Origin of the sequence: Leucobacter luti, assembly GCF_004217175.1 — a bacterium.
In the GTDB taxonomy this organism is placed as follows: Bacteria; Actinomycetota; Actinomycetes; order Actinomycetales; family Microbacteriaceae; genus Leucobacter; species Leucobacter luti.
Genome location: NZ_SHKI01000007.1, coordinates 241896 through 258169 on the forward strand (window position 1 = coordinate 241896; position 16274 = coordinate 258169).

General features: G+C 67.5%; 17 protein-coding genes. 2 read left to right on the forward strand and 15 right to left on the reverse strand.

What is annotated here, in order from left to right:
- Positions 1-5: 5 nt before the first annotated feature.
- A complete protein-coding gene (locus EV139_RS14480; RefSeq protein ID WP_130455320.1) occupies positions 6-653 on the reverse strand; it encodes a DUF8185 domain-containing protein in 648 nt (215 codons plus the stop codon).
- A 105-nt stretch (positions 654-758) separates the two neighbouring features.
- Between EV139_RS14480 and EV139_RS14485 the strand changes: the two genes are divergently transcribed.
- The gene (locus EV139_RS14485; RefSeq protein WP_130455322.1) at positions 759-1625 is read left to right on the forward strand and encodes an acyl-CoA thioesterase; all 867 of its coding nucleotides are present in this window, start codon (positions 759-761) and stop codon (positions 1623-1625) included.
- On the opposite strand, the gene EV139_RS14490 is transcribed toward EV139_RS14485, so the two are convergent.
- The 3 genes from EV139_RS14490 to EV139_RS14505 all read right to left on the reverse strand — a co-directional run bounded on the left by EV139_RS14490 (position 1622) and on the right by EV139_RS14505 (position 4645).
- The gene (locus tag EV139_RS14490) at positions 1622-2089 is read right to left on the reverse strand and encodes an acyl-CoA thioesterase (protein ID WP_130455324.1); all 468 of its coding nucleotides are present in this window, start codon (positions 2087-2089) and stop codon (positions 1622-1624) included. The genes EV139_RS14485 and EV139_RS14490 overlap by 4 nt on opposite strands.
- Before the next feature lie 76 nt (positions 2090-2165).
- Positions 2166-3848: an energy-dependent translational throttle protein EttA gene (gene ettA, locus EV139_RS14495; protein WP_130455326.1), complete on the reverse strand. Its 1683-nt coding sequence runs from the start codon at positions 3846-3848 to the stop codon at positions 2166-2168.
- 311 nt (positions 3849-4159) lie between these two features.
- Positions 4160-4645, reverse strand: a complete 486-nt coding sequence (locus EV139_RS14505) for a DUF6993 domain-containing protein (protein ID WP_130455328.1) — start codon at positions 4643-4645, stop codon at positions 4160-4162.
- Positions 4646-4905: 260 nt separating this feature from the next.
- Here EV139_RS14505 and EV139_RS16020 point away from each other — a divergent pair, with 260 nt between their 5' ends.
- Positions 4906-5466 carry a single-stranded DNA-binding protein gene (locus EV139_RS16020; RefSeq protein WP_198677590.1) on the forward strand — a complete coding sequence of 187 codons (561 nt, stop codon included), beginning with the start codon at positions 4906-4908 and terminating at the stop codon, positions 5464-5466.
- Here the strand turns inward: EV139_RS16020 and msrA are convergent.
- From msrA to ftsZ, 11 genes are all read right to left on the reverse strand, one after another.
- Entirely contained in the window at positions 5447-5971 is a 525-nt protein-coding gene (gene msrA / locus EV139_RS14515) for a peptide-methionine (S)-S-oxide reductase MsrA (protein ID WP_130455330.1), read from the reverse strand. The two genes, EV139_RS16020 and msrA, sit on opposite strands and share 20 nt — an antisense overlap.
- Positions 5968-6819 carry an ammonia-dependent NAD(+) synthetase gene (gene nadE, locus EV139_RS14520; RefSeq protein ID WP_420029124.1) on the reverse strand — a complete coding sequence of 284 codons (852 nt, stop codon included), beginning with the start codon at positions 6817-6819 and terminating at the stop codon, positions 5968-5970. The genes msrA and nadE overlap by 4 nt, the downstream gene beginning before the upstream one ends.
- 25 nt (positions 6820-6844) lie before the next feature.
- Positions 6845-10354 carry a DNA polymerase III subunit alpha gene (gene dnaE / locus EV139_RS14525; protein ID WP_237465501.1) on the reverse strand — a complete coding sequence of 1170 codons (3510 nt, stop codon included), beginning with the start codon at positions 10352-10354 and terminating at the stop codon, positions 6845-6847.
- Between the two features lie 152 nt (positions 10355-10506).
- On the reverse strand, positions 10507-10707 hold the full coding sequence (locus EV139_RS14530; protein WP_130455334.1) for a hypothetical protein: 201 nt from the start codon (positions 10705-10707) through the stop codon (positions 10507-10509).
- 318 nt (positions 10708-11025) lie between these two features.
- A complete protein-coding gene (locus EV139_RS14535; RefSeq protein WP_130455336.1) occupies positions 11026-11961 on the reverse strand; it encodes an RluA family pseudouridine synthase in 936 nt (311 codons plus the stop codon).
- The gene (lspA, locus tag EV139_RS14540; protein WP_241989067.1) at positions 11948-12679 is read right to left on the reverse strand and encodes a signal peptidase II; all 732 of its coding nucleotides are present in this window, start codon (positions 12677-12679) and stop codon (positions 11948-11950) included. The genes EV139_RS14535 and lspA overlap by 14 nt, the downstream gene beginning before the upstream one ends.
- Before the next feature lie 8 nt (positions 12680-12687).
- Positions 12688-13347, reverse strand: coding sequence for a DivIVA domain-containing protein (locus tag EV139_RS14545; RefSeq protein ID WP_130455338.1), 660 nt, complete (start codon positions 13345-13347; stop codon positions 12688-12690).
- 115 nt (positions 13348-13462) lie between these two features.
- Positions 13463-13753, reverse strand: a complete 291-nt coding sequence (locus EV139_RS14550; RefSeq protein ID WP_130455340.1) for a YggT family protein — start codon at positions 13751-13753, stop codon at positions 13463-13465.
- A gap of 3 nt (positions 13754-13756) precedes the next feature.
- Positions 13757-14257 carry a cell division protein SepF gene (locus EV139_RS14555; RefSeq protein ID WP_130455342.1) on the reverse strand — a complete coding sequence of 167 codons (501 nt, stop codon included), beginning with the start codon at positions 14255-14257 and terminating at the stop codon, positions 13757-13759.
- Between the two features lie 30 nt (positions 14258-14287).
- Positions 14288-14983 carry a YggS family pyridoxal phosphate-dependent enzyme gene (locus tag EV139_RS14560; RefSeq protein WP_130455344.1) on the reverse strand — a complete coding sequence of 232 codons (696 nt, stop codon included), beginning with the start codon at positions 14981-14983 and terminating at the stop codon, positions 14288-14290.
- A 5-nt stretch (positions 14984-14988) separates the two neighbouring features.
- A complete protein-coding gene (gene ftsZ, locus EV139_RS14565) occupies positions 14989-16212 on the reverse strand; it encodes a cell division protein FtsZ (RefSeq protein ID WP_130455346.1) in 1224 nt (407 codons plus the stop codon).
- Positions 16213-16274: the final 62 nt, after the last annotated feature.

A 16274-nucleotide genomic window follows, 5' to 3' on the forward strand; every position in this document is an offset into this window, starting at 1 on the left:
CGCGCTCAGCCGAGCAGCGAGCGCACCACCACGTGGCCGCGCGCCGCGGACAGCCGAGTCCACGTCAGCGAGCGCGACAGTTGCACCGGGTCGTCCTCGCGCAGGAAGCCCATCGTCTCCGCCGCGAACGCCGCAGCGGCCGGGATCCCCGGCGCGATCTCGGCACCCCACACCGAGGCGCGCACCTTGTGCACCACCGCCTCGCCCGGGTCCGCCGGCAACAGTTCCGCGACGCGCGAGATCCCCTCGGCGGCGACGGTGGCGAGGGATCCGGCGTCGACGGTGCCGATCCGCGTCCACCCGGTGACGGGCGGCAGCACCCCGGCCCAGGCCGCCATCGCGGGAACGTCGGGCATGTCGAGCGCGAGGCCGACGATGCCCAGCCGTGCTATCCGGTCGAGCAGCGCACGCCCCAGCACCGTCTCGTCGAGATCAGCCGCCGGCGGTTCGGCCAGCGCAAAGCCGCGCATCACGAGCACCACGGGAACCGTATCGGTGATCCCGCGCGGCGCCTGCGTGCAGCCGTAGACCGCGAGCGTGGCACCCCGGGTCACGAGGCGCACCTCCGCTTGGCCCACCTTCTGCAGGCGTTCAAGGAAAATACGCAGATCATCTCGCGTCGCGTGATCCGCGAGCAGCAGTGTGGCAGCCATCCGCCCCAGCCTACCCGCCACCCCTGGCACCTTCCCGCGCCAGCGCCCCGCTGCCTCATAGACTGGGGACGCTGACCCGCACCAGTGTGACCGCCAGGAGGACCCATGACCGCCGCTGATCTGCTCCCGATGCTCTCGGTTCTCGATTCGGGTGCCCGCACCCGCGAGGACATATTCACGGGACCGGCGCTCCCCACCCCGCACGGCCGCTCATTCGGCGGCCAGGTCGTGGGGCAGGCGCTCGCAGCGGCGGGTGAGACCGTACCCGAGGATCGCGCGATCCACTCGATGCACGGCTACTTCCTGCGCCCCGGGAACAGCAACGAGCGTATGACCTTCGAGGTGAACCGCCTGCACGACGGGCGCTCGTTCTCCACGCGCCGCGTGCAGGCGTACCAGGACGGTCAGGTCCTGATGTCGCTGATCTCCTCGTTCCAGGAGCCCGACGAGGGCCTTGAGCACCAGGAGACCATCGATATGGCAGCGCTGCCGGATCCCGAGTCGCTCCCGACCGTCTGGGAGAAGTACGGTCACCTCGCCGGGAACGGGCAGGCCTCCTGGGTGCTGAACCGACCGTTCGACTTCCGCTACGTCGAGTCAGACATCATTCTGGAGGTCGCCGAGCGCACCAGCCGGCAGCGCGTGTGGATGCGCAGCCGCGACACGCTCGACGCCTCCCCGCTCATCCACGCCGCGGCACTCGCGTTCGCGAGCGATTACCTGCTGCTCGAGCCGATCGCCCGCACGCACGGAATCCCGTGGGCCACGCCGGGGATGCGCTTCGCGAGCCTCGACCACTCAATGTGGTTCCACCGTCCGTTCCGCGTCGACGAGTGGCTGCTCTACGAGCTCGACTCCCCCACGTCGCAGGGCGGCCGCGGGCTCACGCACGGCCGCTTCTACGACCGCAGCGGTGCCCTCGTCGCGAGCGTGGCGCAGGAGGGCATGATGCGGGTGCCGAGCCGCGACTAGGCGCGGCGCAGCTTGACCGGCTCGTCCATCCACGCCGCCACTGACTCGCGGCCGGCGTCGGAGAGCCGGATCGGGCGCATGGTGCGACCGTCGACGATCACAATGTGCGACACGGCTCGCGCGACAACGCTGCGCTCGGCAGCCGCCCCGTCGACGATCTCGTAGTGCACCTCGAGACTCGATCCACCGAGCTTCCCGATCCACAGCTCGACCGTAATTGGCTGCTCGCCGTATTCGAGGACACTCAGAAACTCGATCTGCTGGCTCGCCACCAGCATCTTCGGCCCGTTTGGGTCGTCGCCCCGAAAGTGGCGCTCCATGCCGGTCGCCTCGCGTCCGGAGCCGAGCCAGAAGGTGCGCACGCGCGCCTCCTCAAGAAACCTTGCGTAGGCGACGTTGTTCACGTGCCCGTAGGCGTCCTGGTCGCCCCAGCGCAGCTCAAGATCAATGTGTGTGCGTGCCATCCGCGCCCCCAGTTCTCAAAGTGTGTCGCTCAATAGAACGGGGCCCGGCTCCCGTAGTGAGCCGGACCCCGATCCGCTAGTCGCGCGTGAGCTTGCGGTACGTGACGCGCGACGGCTTCGCCGCGTCGGCCCCGAGCCGCTCGACCTTGTTCGCCTCGTATGCCTCGAAGTTGCCCTCGAACCAGTACCAGCTGGCGGGGTTCTCCTCGGTGCCCTCGTAGGCGAGGATGTGGGTCGCGATCCGGTCGAGGAACCACCGATCGTGCGTGATCACCACGGCGCAACCGGGGAACTCGAGCAGCGCGTTCTCGAGGCTCGACAGGGTCTCGACGTCGAGGTCGTTGGTGGGCTCGTCGAGGAGCAGCAGGTTGCCGCCCTGCTTGAGCGTGAGCGCCAGGTTGAGCCGGTTGCGCTCACCGCCCGAGAGCACGCCGGCCGGCTTCTGCTGGTCCGGGCCCTTGAACCCGAACGTCGACACGTAGGCGCGCGAGGGGATCTCGACGTTGCCGACCTTCATGTAGTCGAGGCCGTCGGAGACGACCTCCCACACCGTCTTCTTCGGGTCGATGCCGCCGCGCGTCTGATCGACGTAGCTGAGCTTGACCGTCTCGCCGATCTTCAGCTCGCCGCCGTCGAGCGGCTCGATGCCCACGATCGTCTTGAAGAGCGTGGTCTTGCCCACGCCGTTCGGGCCGATGATGCCCACGATACCGTTGCGTGGCAGCGAGAACGAGAGGCCGTCGATGAGCGTACGCCCGTCGAAGCCCTTGTTCAGGTTCTTCGCTTCGAGCACCACGTTGCCGAGGCGGGGGCCGGCGGGGATCTGAATCTCCTCGAAGTCGAGCTTCTTGGTGCGCTCGGCCTCGGTGGCCATCTCCTCGTAGCGGGCCAGACGAGCCTTCGACTTTGCCTGGCGCCCCTTCGTGTTCGAGCGGACCCACTCGAGCTCCTCCTTGAGGCGCTTCTGCAGCTTCTGGTCCTTCTTGCCCTGCACTTCGAGGCGGGCGGCCTTCTGCTCGAGGTAGGTCGAGTAGTTGCCCTCGTACGGGTACAGGCGACCGCGGTCGACCTCGCAGATCCAGGTGGCCACGTGATCGAGGAAGTACCGATCGTGCGTGACGGCCATCACGGCGCCCGGGTACTTTGCGAGGTGCTGCTCAAGCCACAGCACGCTCTCGGCGTCGAGGTGGTTGGTGGGCTCGTCGAGGAGGAGCAGATCGGGCTTCTCGAGCAGGAGCTTGCAGAGCGCAACGCGGCGCTTCTCGCCACCGGACAGGTTCGAGACGATCGCCTCGGGCGGCGGGCACCGCAGTGCATCCATCGCCTGCTCAAGCTGGTTGTCGAGATCCCAGCCGTCGACCGCGTCGATCGCTTCCTGGAGCTCGCCCATCTCGGGGAGCAGCTTGTCGTAGTCGGCGTCCGGGTTCGCCATCTCCGCGGAGATCTCGTTGAAGCGGTCGAGCTTCCCCTTGATCTCGGAGACGCCCTGCTGCACGTTCGCGAGCACCGTCTGGTCTTCGTCGAGCTCGGGCTCCTGCATGAGGATCCCGACCGTGTAGCCGGGGGTGAGGATCGCGTCGCCGTTCGACGGGGTGTCGAGCCCCGCCATGATCTTCAGGATCGTCGACTTACCGGCACCGTTGGGGCCAACGACACCGATCTTCGCGCCGGGCAGGAACGCCATCGTCACGTCATCGAGGATCACCTTGTCGCCGTGCGCCTTGCGCGCGCGAACCATCTGGTAAATGTACTCAGCCATATGTTTCCCGGGCACCCAGCGGCGCCCCGAACTCCCTGCTTGAAGGTCAACGTTTGATTTCCACAGTCTACCGTGCGCCCGCTCCCGGCCGCCCCAGCAATCCACGGTCGTGCGGCCCGCGTGCGCGGGCCCGACCGGAACGGGTGGCTGTGCCAGGATCGACCTCGCCGTGGCCGCGTGGGACATCGACGCCACCCACGGTCCCGGCTTCGACCACCTCGTGTCCGAGGGATACGGAATCGACCCGGATCCCGCGCGGATCGCGTACTACCGCCTACTGGACGTAAGCCAGCGCGCCGCGCCGCGCACGGTTAGCCCGCGATTGGTGCGGTATTGCCGATGAGGCAGATGTCGCCGTTGGGGCCGATGGCTGGCTCGGTCACCGCGACGAAGCTCCGGTCGTCGGCAACCACCTGGCCGATGAGGCAGGTGGCGTCGACGCGGACCGAGACGAAGATGTTGTCGGCTGCGAGGTTCGTCTTGGTCTGGTCGAAGCTCACCTGCATGAGCGCCGGATCGAAGCCGGCGTCGACGACGGCCGCCACGATCGGGGCGCCCTGCACGGGGCCGTCCCCCTTCGTGTACGTGCGCAGCACCTCAGTAAAGTAGGGCAGGTTTTCCTCTGCGGAGCCGCCCGGCACGAATTCTGGGGCAACCTCGGGCGCCGCGGGCGTCGCGCGCTTCGGGGTTTCCGGTGTGGGCCCCTCGAGCAGCGAGCAGCCAGCAAGCAGCGGGGCGATCACCGCGACGGCAACGATCGCCGCGGTCCGGGTACGGGGCCTGACTCGTGAGAACACGGCCCCAGTCTACGCAGCCGCGGGTGGGCGACCCCTGGTGGCACGCTGAGTATTTGTCAGCGTGCCGAGCATCGTCCACACACCGCATCTGCCGCACCCTCATGGTGACTTATCCACACTCCGCGGCTTCCGCCGCAGCGCAGCGTCCGGATCACGGATGGTTGAGGTGAGCGGGCGTCACGCACTCCGCACGGCACGGGGCGCCCGCTCACCACTGTCCCAGCGCGCGGCAGCGCGCACCCTCACCGCGAAGGAGCACCATGTCAATTACCGTCAGCGTCGTCGGCACGATCGGCACGATCCCGCGCCTCACGCGCACCACCGGCCAGGTCTCGATCTGCACGTTCCGGCTCGCACAGACCGCGCGCCGCTTTGATCGAGAACGCGGCCAGTGGGTCGATGGCGAGACGAGCTGGTACACCGTCAACTCGTTTCGCGGCCTCGCGGACCACGCGTCGCTCTCGCTCGCGCGCGGCGATCGTGTGGTGGTATCGGGCAAACTCCGCGTTCGCGCCTGGCAGCGTGAGGACCGCTCGGGCACCACCGCCGAGATCGAAGCGGACGGACTCGGGCACGATCTGCGGTGGGGCACCACACGCTTCATCCCGGATCCCGTGGCGCAGGAGGCTGGCCCGGATGCGGACGCGGAGTCCGGCCCGGCGGCATCCGCCGACGAGCGCGCGCCCGAGCCTTCGGCGTCCGCGGGCGTCCCGGAGTCAACCGCTGTCCCGGCGGCCGAGGCCGGGCACGCGGCCCAGTTCGTGCCCGGCGATACCGCCGCCGGGCAGCGCACGGAACCGGCTATCGCAGGTACTGCGTGAAGGCGGCGCGCACCTTGTTCACCTTTGGCACCGCCACCGCGAGGCAGTAGCCCTGCGTGGGGTTCTTCGCGAAAAAGTCCTGGTGCGCGTCCTCAGCGGGGGTCACCTCGCCGAGCGGTTCGATGGTGGTCACGAGCTCTCCCGGCCACCACTCGGCCGCGCGGGCGCGCGCCGCCTCGAACTGCGCAGTCTGCGCGGCGTCCGCGGGGAACATCGCCGAGCGGTACTGCGTACCGACGTCGTTTCCCTGGCGGTTCAGTTGCGTAGGGTCGTGCATCGTGAAGAACGCGTCGAGAATCACTCCGGCGGGAATCTGCTCCTCATCGAAGGTCACCGCAACTGCCTCGGCGTGCCCCGTCGCGCCGGTGCACACCTGCTCGTACGTGGGGTGCGCGGTGGTGCCGCCGGTGTAACAGGAGAGCACCTCCGTGACCCCCTGCAACTGCCGATATGCCGCATCGAGGCACCAGAAGCACCCGCCCGCGACTACAAAAGTGGTGCTCACGCTTCAGCCAGCCGTTCTGCGTCGCCCCGCCACCAGGTGTCCCCGGGGGCAACCGGCAAGCGGCGCTTGTGTTCGGTCGCCCGGTAGCGACGCTCAAGGTTTGCTGCGGCGGCGTCAGAAACGCGCTCGCCACGGAGGTAGCCGTCGATCTCGGGGTAGCTCACGCCCAGGCTCGACTCGTCCGACTGTCCCGGCTGGTCGTCGAGCAGGTCGGCCGTGGGCACCTTCTCCCAGAGCCGCTCGGGCGCGTCGAGGGCGCGCAGCATCTCGGCCCCCTGGCCCTTGGTCAGCCCGGACAGCGGGATCACGTCAGCGGCGCCGTCACCGAACTTCGTGAAGAACCCGGTGATCGCCTCGGCGGCGTGATCCGTGCCGAGCACGAGCAGGCTGCGGTCGCCAGCGATCGCGTACTGCGCCACCATCCGCATCCGAGCCTTCACGTTGCCGCGCGTAAAATCGGTCACGGGAGTCCCCATCGCCGCCGACACCTGGGCCACGAGCCCGTCCGTGCCCGGCCCAATATCGACCGTCACTGCCTGGTCAGGCTTGATGAAGGCGAGCGCGAGCTGCGCGTCGTCCTCGTCTCGCTGCACCGCATACGGCAGGCGCACCGCGACGAACTCCGCGTCGCGGCCCTCCGCGCGCAGGCGCTCGACCGCCAACTGGGCGAGCCGTCCCGCAAGCGATGAATCCTGCCCACCCGAAATGCCGAGCACGAAGCCCCGCACCCCGGGAATCGCGCGCGCGTACTCGACCAGGAACGCGACGCGGCGCTCCACCTCGGCCGCCGGGTCAATCGCCGGAACCGGCCGCAGTGCTCGAATGATTTCCTGTTGCATCTCGCTCACGCTCACACTCTACTCCGCTCATATTTCACGCGATGAGCTCCTCAACCGGCATCAGGCACCGCGGCCCGAGCAGCCCCTTCAACTCACCGAACAGGTCTGCCGAGACGCGCACCTGAAGCGGCAGCTCGAACACACGGATCGCCCCGGAGGTCATCAGGTTCAAGCGCACCTCGCTCTCACCGCGGTGCCGCAGCAGCGTGCGCTTCAGCTCGTCCATCAGTTCCTCGGTTGCCCGGGTGTCCGAGATGGTGAGCATGAGCGTCTCGGTGTCCTCCTGCACGGCCGCGTCGATCGGCTTCACCCCGTACGCGTGCATCGACATCCCGTCGTCGCGCGCGTTGAGCTTCCCCCGCAGCGCGACCACCGAGTCTGGCTGCAGCAGGCTGCCGAACTCCTGGTACGACTTCCCCATGAAGAGCGCCTGGATCTCGCCGGTGAAGTCCTCGATCGTGACCATGCCGTAGAGATTGCCCGACTTTGCGGTGCGGTGCTGCACGCTCGTGAGCAGCCCGGCCACCGTGACGATCTCGCCGTCAAAGCTCGAGGTCGCGTCCGGGTTGGTGATCTGCTGCACCGTCGCGCTGGCCTCCTTCGCGAGCGCGGAGTCGAGGCCACGGAGCGGGTGGTCGGAGACGTACAGCCCGAGCATTTCGCGCTCGAAGGAGAGCTTGTCCTTCTTCGTCCACTCGGGCCGGTCCGGCACCTGCGAGACCGTCTCGCCGGAAGCTCCGTCCGCCTCGGCGACCTCAGCGAAGAGGCTGTCGAAGTCGAAGCCGACGTTCCCGTTCTCCGCGTCGCGCTTCTCCTTGACCGCGCTCTCGATCGTCTGCTCATGGATCTCCACGAGCGCGCGCCGCGTTCCGCCCAGCCCGTCGAAGGCGCCGGCCTTGATGAGCGACTCGATCGTGCGCTTGTTCAGCGCCACGAGCGCGACCTTTTTGAGGAAGTCGTGGTACGTCTCGAAGTTGCCCTTGGTCTCGCGGGCCTCGCGGATCGCCTCGACCACGTTCGTGCCCACGTTGCGGATCGCGCCCAGACCGAACCGGATGTCCTCGCCAACGGCGGCGAAGTCGGCGAACGACTCGTTCACCGCGGGCGGCAGCACCTTGATGCCCATGCGGCGGCACTCGTTGAGGTAGATCGCGAGCTTGTCCTTCGAATCGCCGACGCTCGTGAGCAGTGCCGCCATGTACTCGGCCGGGTAGTGCGCCTTCAAGTAGGCCGTCCAGTAGCTCACCACGCCGTACGCCGCGGAGTGCGCCTTGTTGAACGCGTAGTCCGAGAACGGGAGCAGGATGTCCCAGAGCGCCTTCACCGCGGCGTCGGAGAAGCCGTTCGACTTCATCCCGCCCGAGAAGCCCTCGAACTGCTTATCGAGCTCGCTCTTCTTCTTCTTACCCATGGCGCGGCGCAAAATATCTGCCTGGCCCAGCGAGAAGTTTGCGACCTTCTGGGCGATCGACATCACCTGCTCCTGATAGATAATCAGGCCGAAGGTGCCGCCGAGCACCTCCTTGAGCGGTTCCTCGAGCTCTGGGTGGATCGGCGTGACCGGCTGCAGCCCGTTCTTTCGCAGCGCGTAGTTCGTGTGTGAGTCGGCGCCCATGGGGCCCGGGCGATACAGCGCCAACACGGCGGAAATATCCTCGAAGTTGTCCGGCTTCATGAGTCGGAGCAGGCCGCGCATTGGCCCGCCGTCGAGCTGGAACACCCCGAGCGTATCGCCGCGGGTGAGCAGCGCATACGATTCCTCGTCGTCGAGCTCGAGGCGCTCGAGATCGAGCTCCTCACCGCGGTTCAAGCGGATGTTCTCAAGCGCGTCGGAGATGATCGTGAGGTTGCGCAGCCCCAGGAAGTCCATCTTGATCAGGCCGAGGCCCTCACAGGTCGGGTAGTCGAACTGGGTGACGATCTGGCCATCCTGCTCGCGCTTCATGATCGGGATGATGTCAATGAGCGGGTCGCTCGACATGATCACGCCGGCCGCGTGCACACCCCACTGGCGTTTCAGCCCCTCCAGCCCCAGCGCGGTGTCGTACACCTGCTTCGCCTCGGGGTCCTCCTGCAGCACCGCACGGAACTCGGCGGCTTCCTTGTAGCGCGGGTGGTTCGGGTCGGTAATGCCGGCGAGCGGGATGTCCTTCGCCATGACCGCCGGCGGCATCGCCTTCGTCAGCTTCTCGCCCATGCCGAACGGGAAGCCGAGCACGCGCGACGCGTCCTTCAGTGCCTGCTTCGACTTGATCGTGCCGTAGGTCACGATCTGCGCCACGCGCTCGTCGCCGTACTTCTCGGTCACGTACTTGATGACCTCGCCGCGGCGACGATCATCGAAGTCGACGTCGAAGTCGGGCATCGACACGCGGTCGGGGTTGAGGAAGCGCTCGAAGATCAGGCCGTGCTGCAGCGGATCGAGGTCGGTGATGCGCATCGCGTACGCCGCCATCGATCCGGCGCCCGAACCACGGCCCGGGCCCACGCGGATCCCGTTGTCCTTCGACCAGTTGATGAAGTCGGCGACCACGAGGAAGTACCCGGGGAAGCCCATCTGCGTGATCACGCCGGTCTCATACTCGGCCTGCTTGCGCACGGCGTCGGGGATGCCGCCCGGGTAGCGGTAGTGCAGGCCCTTCTCGACTTCCTTGACGAACCAGCTCTCCTCGTTCTCCCCCTCGGGGACCGGGTAGCGCGGCATGTAGTTGGCCGAGGTGTTGAACTCCGAGCTGCAGCGCTCGGCGATGAGCAGCGTCGTGTCACACGCCTCGGGCATCTCCCGGAAGATGTGGCGCATCTCCGCGGCCGACTTCAGGTAGTACCCCGAGCCGCTGAACTGGAACCGGTTCGGGTCGTCGAGCCGCGACCCCGACTGCACGCAGAGCAGGGCCGAGTGGGACTCCGCGTCCTGTTCGTGCACGTAGTGGAGATCGTTCGTGGCGACGAGCGGGATCCCCAGGTCTTTCGCGATCGAGACGAGGTCTTTCTGAACCCGGCGCTCGATGTCGAGACCGTGGTCCATGATCTCGCAGAAGTAGTTCTCCTTGCCGAAGATGTCCTGGAACTCCGCGGCCGCCGCGCGCGCCTCGGCGTACTGCCCCAGGCGGAGACGGGTCTGGATCTCCCCCGACGGGCAGCCCGTCGTGGCGATGAGGCCCTTCGAGTACTGCTGCAGGATCTCGCGGTCCATACGCGGCTTGAAGTAGTAACCCTCAATCGACGCGTAGCTCGACAGCCGGAACAGGTTGTGCATGCCCTCGGTGGTCTCGGAGAGCAGCGTCATGTGCGTGTAGGCGCCGGCGCCCGATACGTCGTCGCCGCCGCCGTCGCCCCAACGCACACGCGTGCGGTCGCTGCGGTGCGTGCCCGGGGTCACGTAGGCCTCGATCCCGATGATCGGGTTGACGCCCGCGTCGCGCGCAGTTTTCCAGAAGTCGAACGCGCCAAACGTGTTGCCGTGGTCTGTCACGGCGATCGCGGGCATTCCCTGCGCGGCCGTCGCTTCAATGAGCGGTTTCACGCGAGCCGCTCCGTCGAGCATCGAGTACTCGCTGTGCACGTGTAGATGTACGAAACCGTCTTTTTCTGACACCGAATGGGCCCCTTTCACCGACGCTTCCAGGGTACCCCGAGTATTGCCGGGGAGGCTCCGGAGACGCCGAGTGCGGGCGGGTTACCCGGTGTGTCGTGAGCTCAGCGCACGTCCGCGTCGCACCAGGGGCACGAGTACGCGGCGTTCGGGTGCGACATCCGCTTGAACACGGTGTGCCACCGCCCGCAGATTGCGCGAAGCTCCCAGAGTTCGCTGCTCACCCGCGCCGCGACGGTCCGCGCCTGCGAGGCGAACGGCTGCGGCACTGCGACCTGCTCAAGCTGTGGTTCGTTGTCGTGCATGTTGATTCCTCGTTTCCCCCGGGAGTGACCACGCAGCGGACCGCGCAGACCATGCTGTGGTCTGAGTGAATCATGCTTCCGGTGCGACGCGCCAGTCCCTTGTGAGAATTCCTGCACGGCGTATATGATTCGCCTAAACGCTCCAGTTTTCCCTGGTGGGCGCGCAGAACAGCCCCACCTCGTAGTCGAGCCCGCGCGGTGAACCGAGACTGCGCACGGGACCGTCACGGCCGCTGGCCGGTGAGAGGTCGCGCGGCGTTGAGAAGCCGCGCGGCAACCGCTCCCCGGCGCAGCGCTCGGCAGTTCGAGCGGCGGTCGCTACTCGGCGCCGGGCTCGAAGCCGCCGAGCACGTCGAGCGCGCGCTGCAGATCTGCCGGGTACACCGAGGAGTACTCCACGGCCTCGCCGCTTCCCGGGTGCTTGAAGCCGAGTCGCATCGCGTGCAGCCACTGGCGGGTAAGCCCGAGCCGCGCAGACAGCGTCGGATCGGCTCCGTACATGCCGTCACCCACGCACGGGTGGCGCTGCGCAGACATGTGCACACGGATCTGGTGGGTGCGACCGGTCTCGAGTTCGATCTCGAGCAGGGTCGCGTATGGGAACGCCTCAAGCGTCTCGTAGTGCGTCACAGACGGCTTGCCGTCGCGCGTCACAGCGAACTTCCACTCGTGGCCGGGGTGGCGTCCGATCGGGCCCTCGATCGTCCCGGAGAAAGGATCCGGGTGCCCCTGCACCACCGCGTGGTAAATCTTCGAGACCTCGCGCTCCTTGAAGGCGCGCTTCAGGTCGCTGTAAGCGCGCTCACTCTTCGCCACCACCATGAGACCACTGGTTCCCGCGTCGAGGCGATGGACGATCCCCTGCCGCTCGGGTGGCCCCGACGTCGCGATGCGGTACCCAGCGCCGGCGAGGGCGCCCAGCACGGTCGGCCCCTCCCACCCCAGCGAGGGGTGAGCGGCGACACCCGCGGGCTTGTCGATCACCACGATGTCGTCGTCGTCGTGCACGATCCCCAGCTCGGGCAGGTGCACGGGCACGATCTCGGGGCCGCGCTTCTCGGCCCACGACACCTCGAGCCAAGCGCCCGCGGCGAGTCGGTCAGACTTGCCGAGGACCTGGCCGTCGAGGGATACCCCGCCCAGCTGAGCGATCTCGGCCGCAAAACTCCGGGAGAATCCGAGCAGCTTCGCGAGCGCGGCGTCGACGCGCTCGCCGGCGAGCCCGTCGGGCACGGGAAGGCTACGGTGCTGCATTCCCACGCTCCTCGCGAGTGTCTGGGTGGTCAGTCGCGGGGTCCGTGGGCGCCGCGCCCGGCAAGTCCTCGGGTGCAACCGCCGGAGTCGCGTCGGGCGCGTCCGGTGACCCGGCTGCCGGCGCCGCGTCACTCGCGGCGGCAGCGGCGAGCTCGTCTGCCTTCGCCTGCGCGCGAGATCGCCCGTCGATGGGGAGGCCCAGCAGGGTCACCAGCACAAAGATGATCATGCCCGACACAATGGCGATGTCGGCGATGTTGTAGATCGCCTCGGTGAAGCCGAGCCACAGCCACGGCGTCGAGATGAAGTCGATGACGTGCCCCTCCGGGAACCCCGGTTCGCGCGTCAGTCGATCCGTGAGGTTGCCGAGCACGCCACCCAGGAGCAGCCCAAGGAACAGCGCCCACGGGATGGAGCGCAGCCGGCGAATCTGCCACAGGATCACGACCACGACCACCGCGGCGAGGATCGTGAAGATCCAGGTCGAACCGCTGGCCATAGAGAACGCCGCGCCGGGGTTGCGCACAAAGTGCCAGCGCAAGAAGTCGCCGATCACCGGAACCGTCACGCCCTCGGTGAGGTGAGAGACCACCCAGTTTTTCACGAGCTGGTCGCAGATGAGCACCAGCACGGCAACGGCGAGCAGGATCGCCGGGACCCAGCGACGCCACGGCCGAGTGGCCGTGGCGTCGTAGGTCACGTCAGAGACGTCGTTCACGCTCCGTGTTACTGCAGGCCGTCGGGGGCACCGGCCGGCTCGGGCGAGCCGTCGAGACCGCGCAGCTGCGACTGGATGTACGAGCGGAGAGTGGAGCGGTACTCGCTCTCGAACTGGCGCAGGTCCTTGATCTTGAACTGGAGATCGCCGCGCTCTTCGCCCAGTTCGCGCAGCTCTTCAGCGCGCTGCTGCTGGGCTTCCTCGACGAGCTGCTTGGCGGTACGCTCTGCGTCCTGAATCATCTGATCGCGCTTGCCCTCGGCGTCGCTGATCAGCTGGTCACGAGTGGCTTCGCCCTCGTGCACGTGCTTGTCGTGCAGCTCGAGTGCGAGCTGGAGCATCGCGCTCGACTTGACGGCGTCGGGCTGGGTCCCACCAACAACCGCTGCGACCGGGGCCGGAGCCTCGACGGGCGCGGGCGCGGGTGCGTCGACAACGATGGTCTGTTCGGAGGCAGCGCCCTCGGGCCGAGCGCCCGACTCGCAGGCCTCAAGCTTCGCGGTGAGCTCGTCGATCTGCGCGCGCAGCTCCGACTTCTCCTGCTCGAACTGGCGCAGCTCCTCGACAATCGTGTCGAGGAAGTCATCGACCTGATCGAGATCGTAACCGTCGCGGAACTTGGTGATCGTGAATTTCTGATTCACGACGTCTTCGGGAGTCAGGGCCATCGTTTACGTCTCTTTCGATTCGGGACCACGGTGTGGTCTGTGACAACGCTCACAAGCACGTGGTCTAGAACCACGCTAGCAAACAAAGCCGGGTTCGCGCAGAACCCGGGCGCTATCACCCGGGAATTATCGCCAGGAGGATCCAGCAGGACAGCATGGTGAGCATCCAGCCCAGGTCAAGCGCCACCTGCCCGAGACGGATCGGGGGCAGGATTCGGCGGAACATCCTGATGGGCGGATCGGTAATCGTGTAGACGAGTTCGATCGCGACGGCCACGCCGCCGCGCGGCCGGAACCGACGATTCAGGACCGTGATCCAATCGAGCACGAACCTGACCCACAGCACAAAGGTATAGATCCGGAGCACAATCTTTGCGATGGCCCCGATGACGAACAGAATCTCCACGTGTTACGCCGTGGGCGGCACGAAGAAGGAGCCGCTGTCGTTCTGATGGGAATCCTCGCCGGCAGTCTCGATGTGCTCGGGCGAGAGCAGGAACACCTTGCTGGTGACGCGCTCGATCCGGCCGTGGAGCCCCATGGTGAGGCCGCTCGCGAAGTCGATGAGTCGCTTCGCATCGCCCTCGGCCATGCGCGAAAGGTTGATGATCACGGGAACACCCTCGCGGAAGCTCTCCGCGAGAATCTTCGCATCGCGATACTCAGTGGGGTGCACCGTGAGGATCTCGTTCAGCGGCTGCGCGACCGGCTGCTTCGTGGGGGTCACGCGGCGCAGCGGGGTCACGGCGGCGCGCTGCGGCGCCGGGCGGCTCGGCTCGGGCTTCGCAGCCGGCGCTGCCTGTGCGGCGGCGCGCGGCGCTGCCGGCGCCTGCTGCGCCGAGCTCTGCTCCTCGAGTTCCTCCTCAGCGAGGCCAAGGAACACCATGGTCTTCTTCAGCGGATTGCTCATTTTTTCTCCCAACGGTGCTGTGCTTCGAGACTATAGGGGCGCGGGCCGATTGCCGGTGATTGCGCTGCCGATTCGCAGGTGTGTCGCACCCGCGGCGATCGCCTCGGCGTAGTCGTGGGTCATCCCGGCCGAGATCGCACTTGCTTCGGGCGCGATCGCGCGCACCCGCTCGGAGTACCCCGCGAGCCGCTCGAACGCGCGTGCCGGGGGCTCGTCCAGCGGGGCGACCGCCATGACACCCCGCAGCACGAGCGACGGGTTGCCCAGCGCGCGCTCGGCGAGGGCCTCAAGGTCGGCCGGGGCCACGCCACCACGACCGAGGTCATCGGTCATGTTGACCTGCAGGAAGGCCTCAATCGGACGCTCCAGCTCGGTGAGCGAATCGACCAGCCGTTCGCGGTCAATCGAATGAATCGCGTGAGCGTAGCGGGCAGCCTGGCGCGCCTTCTTCGTCTGCAGCTGGCCCACGAAGTGCCAGTTGAGATCGAGCTCGGCAAGCGCCTCGGCCTTCGCCTGCGCCTCCTGGTGGCGGTTCTCCCCCACGTCGCGCACGCCAAGCTCCGCGAGCGCGGCGACGAGCTCAGCGGGGTGGAACTTGGTGACCACGATCAGCGTGATCTCCTCAGACGAGCGCCCCGCGGCGCGGCAGGCGTCGTCGACGCCCGCGCGCACGGAGGCGAGCCGGTCCGCGAGACCTGGATCGCTCCACTCGGACAACTGGGACACGACGCCTACTTCAGGAACTCTGGGATGTCGAGATCGTCGTCGTCGCCGTCGAACGCGGGGTCCTTCAGCTGCGCCTCAACCGGCGGGTTCGAGAGGACCTCACCGAACTGGCCCGTCGCGGGCGCAGCCTCGGAGGCCTTCTCCCCCGCGGCGTTGAATCCTGGGAACCCCAGGCCCGTGGCCTCGGTGGTCGAGGTGGTGGCTCGCGCCCCCGGAACCTGGTCGAGGCTCTCAACGTGGCTGCCGCGGCGGCCGCGCTCGGTCGTGGGGAGCGGGGCGACCTGGTCGTCGTCGAAGCCCGCAGCGATCACGGTGACCCGCACCTCGTCACCAAGCGTGTCATCGATGACGGTACCGAAGATAATGTTCGCCTCGGGGTGCACCACGTCCTGCACGAGGGTGGACGCCTCGTAGATCTCGCTCAGCGCGAGGTTCGATGAGCCCTGGATCGAGAGCAGCACGCCGTGCGCCCCCTCGACGGACGCTTCGAGCAGCGGGGAGGCTACGGCAAGCTCGGCAGCCTTGATGGCGCGGTCCGCGCCGCGCGCTGAGCCAATGCCCATCAGCGCGGCTCCCGCGCCCTGCATCACGGACTTCACGTCGGCGAAGTCGAGGTTGATGAGGCCGGGGGTGGTGATGAGGTCCGTAATCCCCGATACCCCGGCGAGGAGCACCTGGTCGGCCGCGGCGAATGCCTCGATCATGCTGATTCCGGGCTCGCTAATGTCAAGGAGGCGATCGTTCGGGACAACGATCAGGGTGTCGACTGCCTCGCGGAGCGTGCTCACGCCGGAGTCGGCCTGAGCCGCGCGGCGCTTGCCCTCGAAGCTGAACGGGCGGGTGACCACTCCGATCGTCAGGGCGCCGATCGACTTGGCGATGCGCGCCACGACGGGTGCGGCGCCGGTGCCGGTTCCGCCGCCCTCGCCCGCGGTCACGAAGACCATGTCGGCGCCCGTGAGCGCTTCCTCGATCTCCTCTGCGTGATCCTCCGCGGCGCGGCGCCCCACCTCGGGGTCGGCTCCAGCGCCGAGCCCTCGGGTCAGTTCACGCCCAACATCGAGCTTCACGTCGGCGTCGCTCAGCAGCAGCGCCTGCGCGTCGGTGTTGACGGCGATGAATTCGACGCCGCGGAGGCCGAGCTCGATCATGCGGTTGACCGCGTTGACACCGCCGCCCCCGACACCGACGACCTTGATTACCGCGAGGTAGTTCTGGTTCCCTGACACCTGGATCCTCCGCCCGTAACCCTCAACCTCTACCTGAAGTTCAAAGTTAGTATTGCTGAATA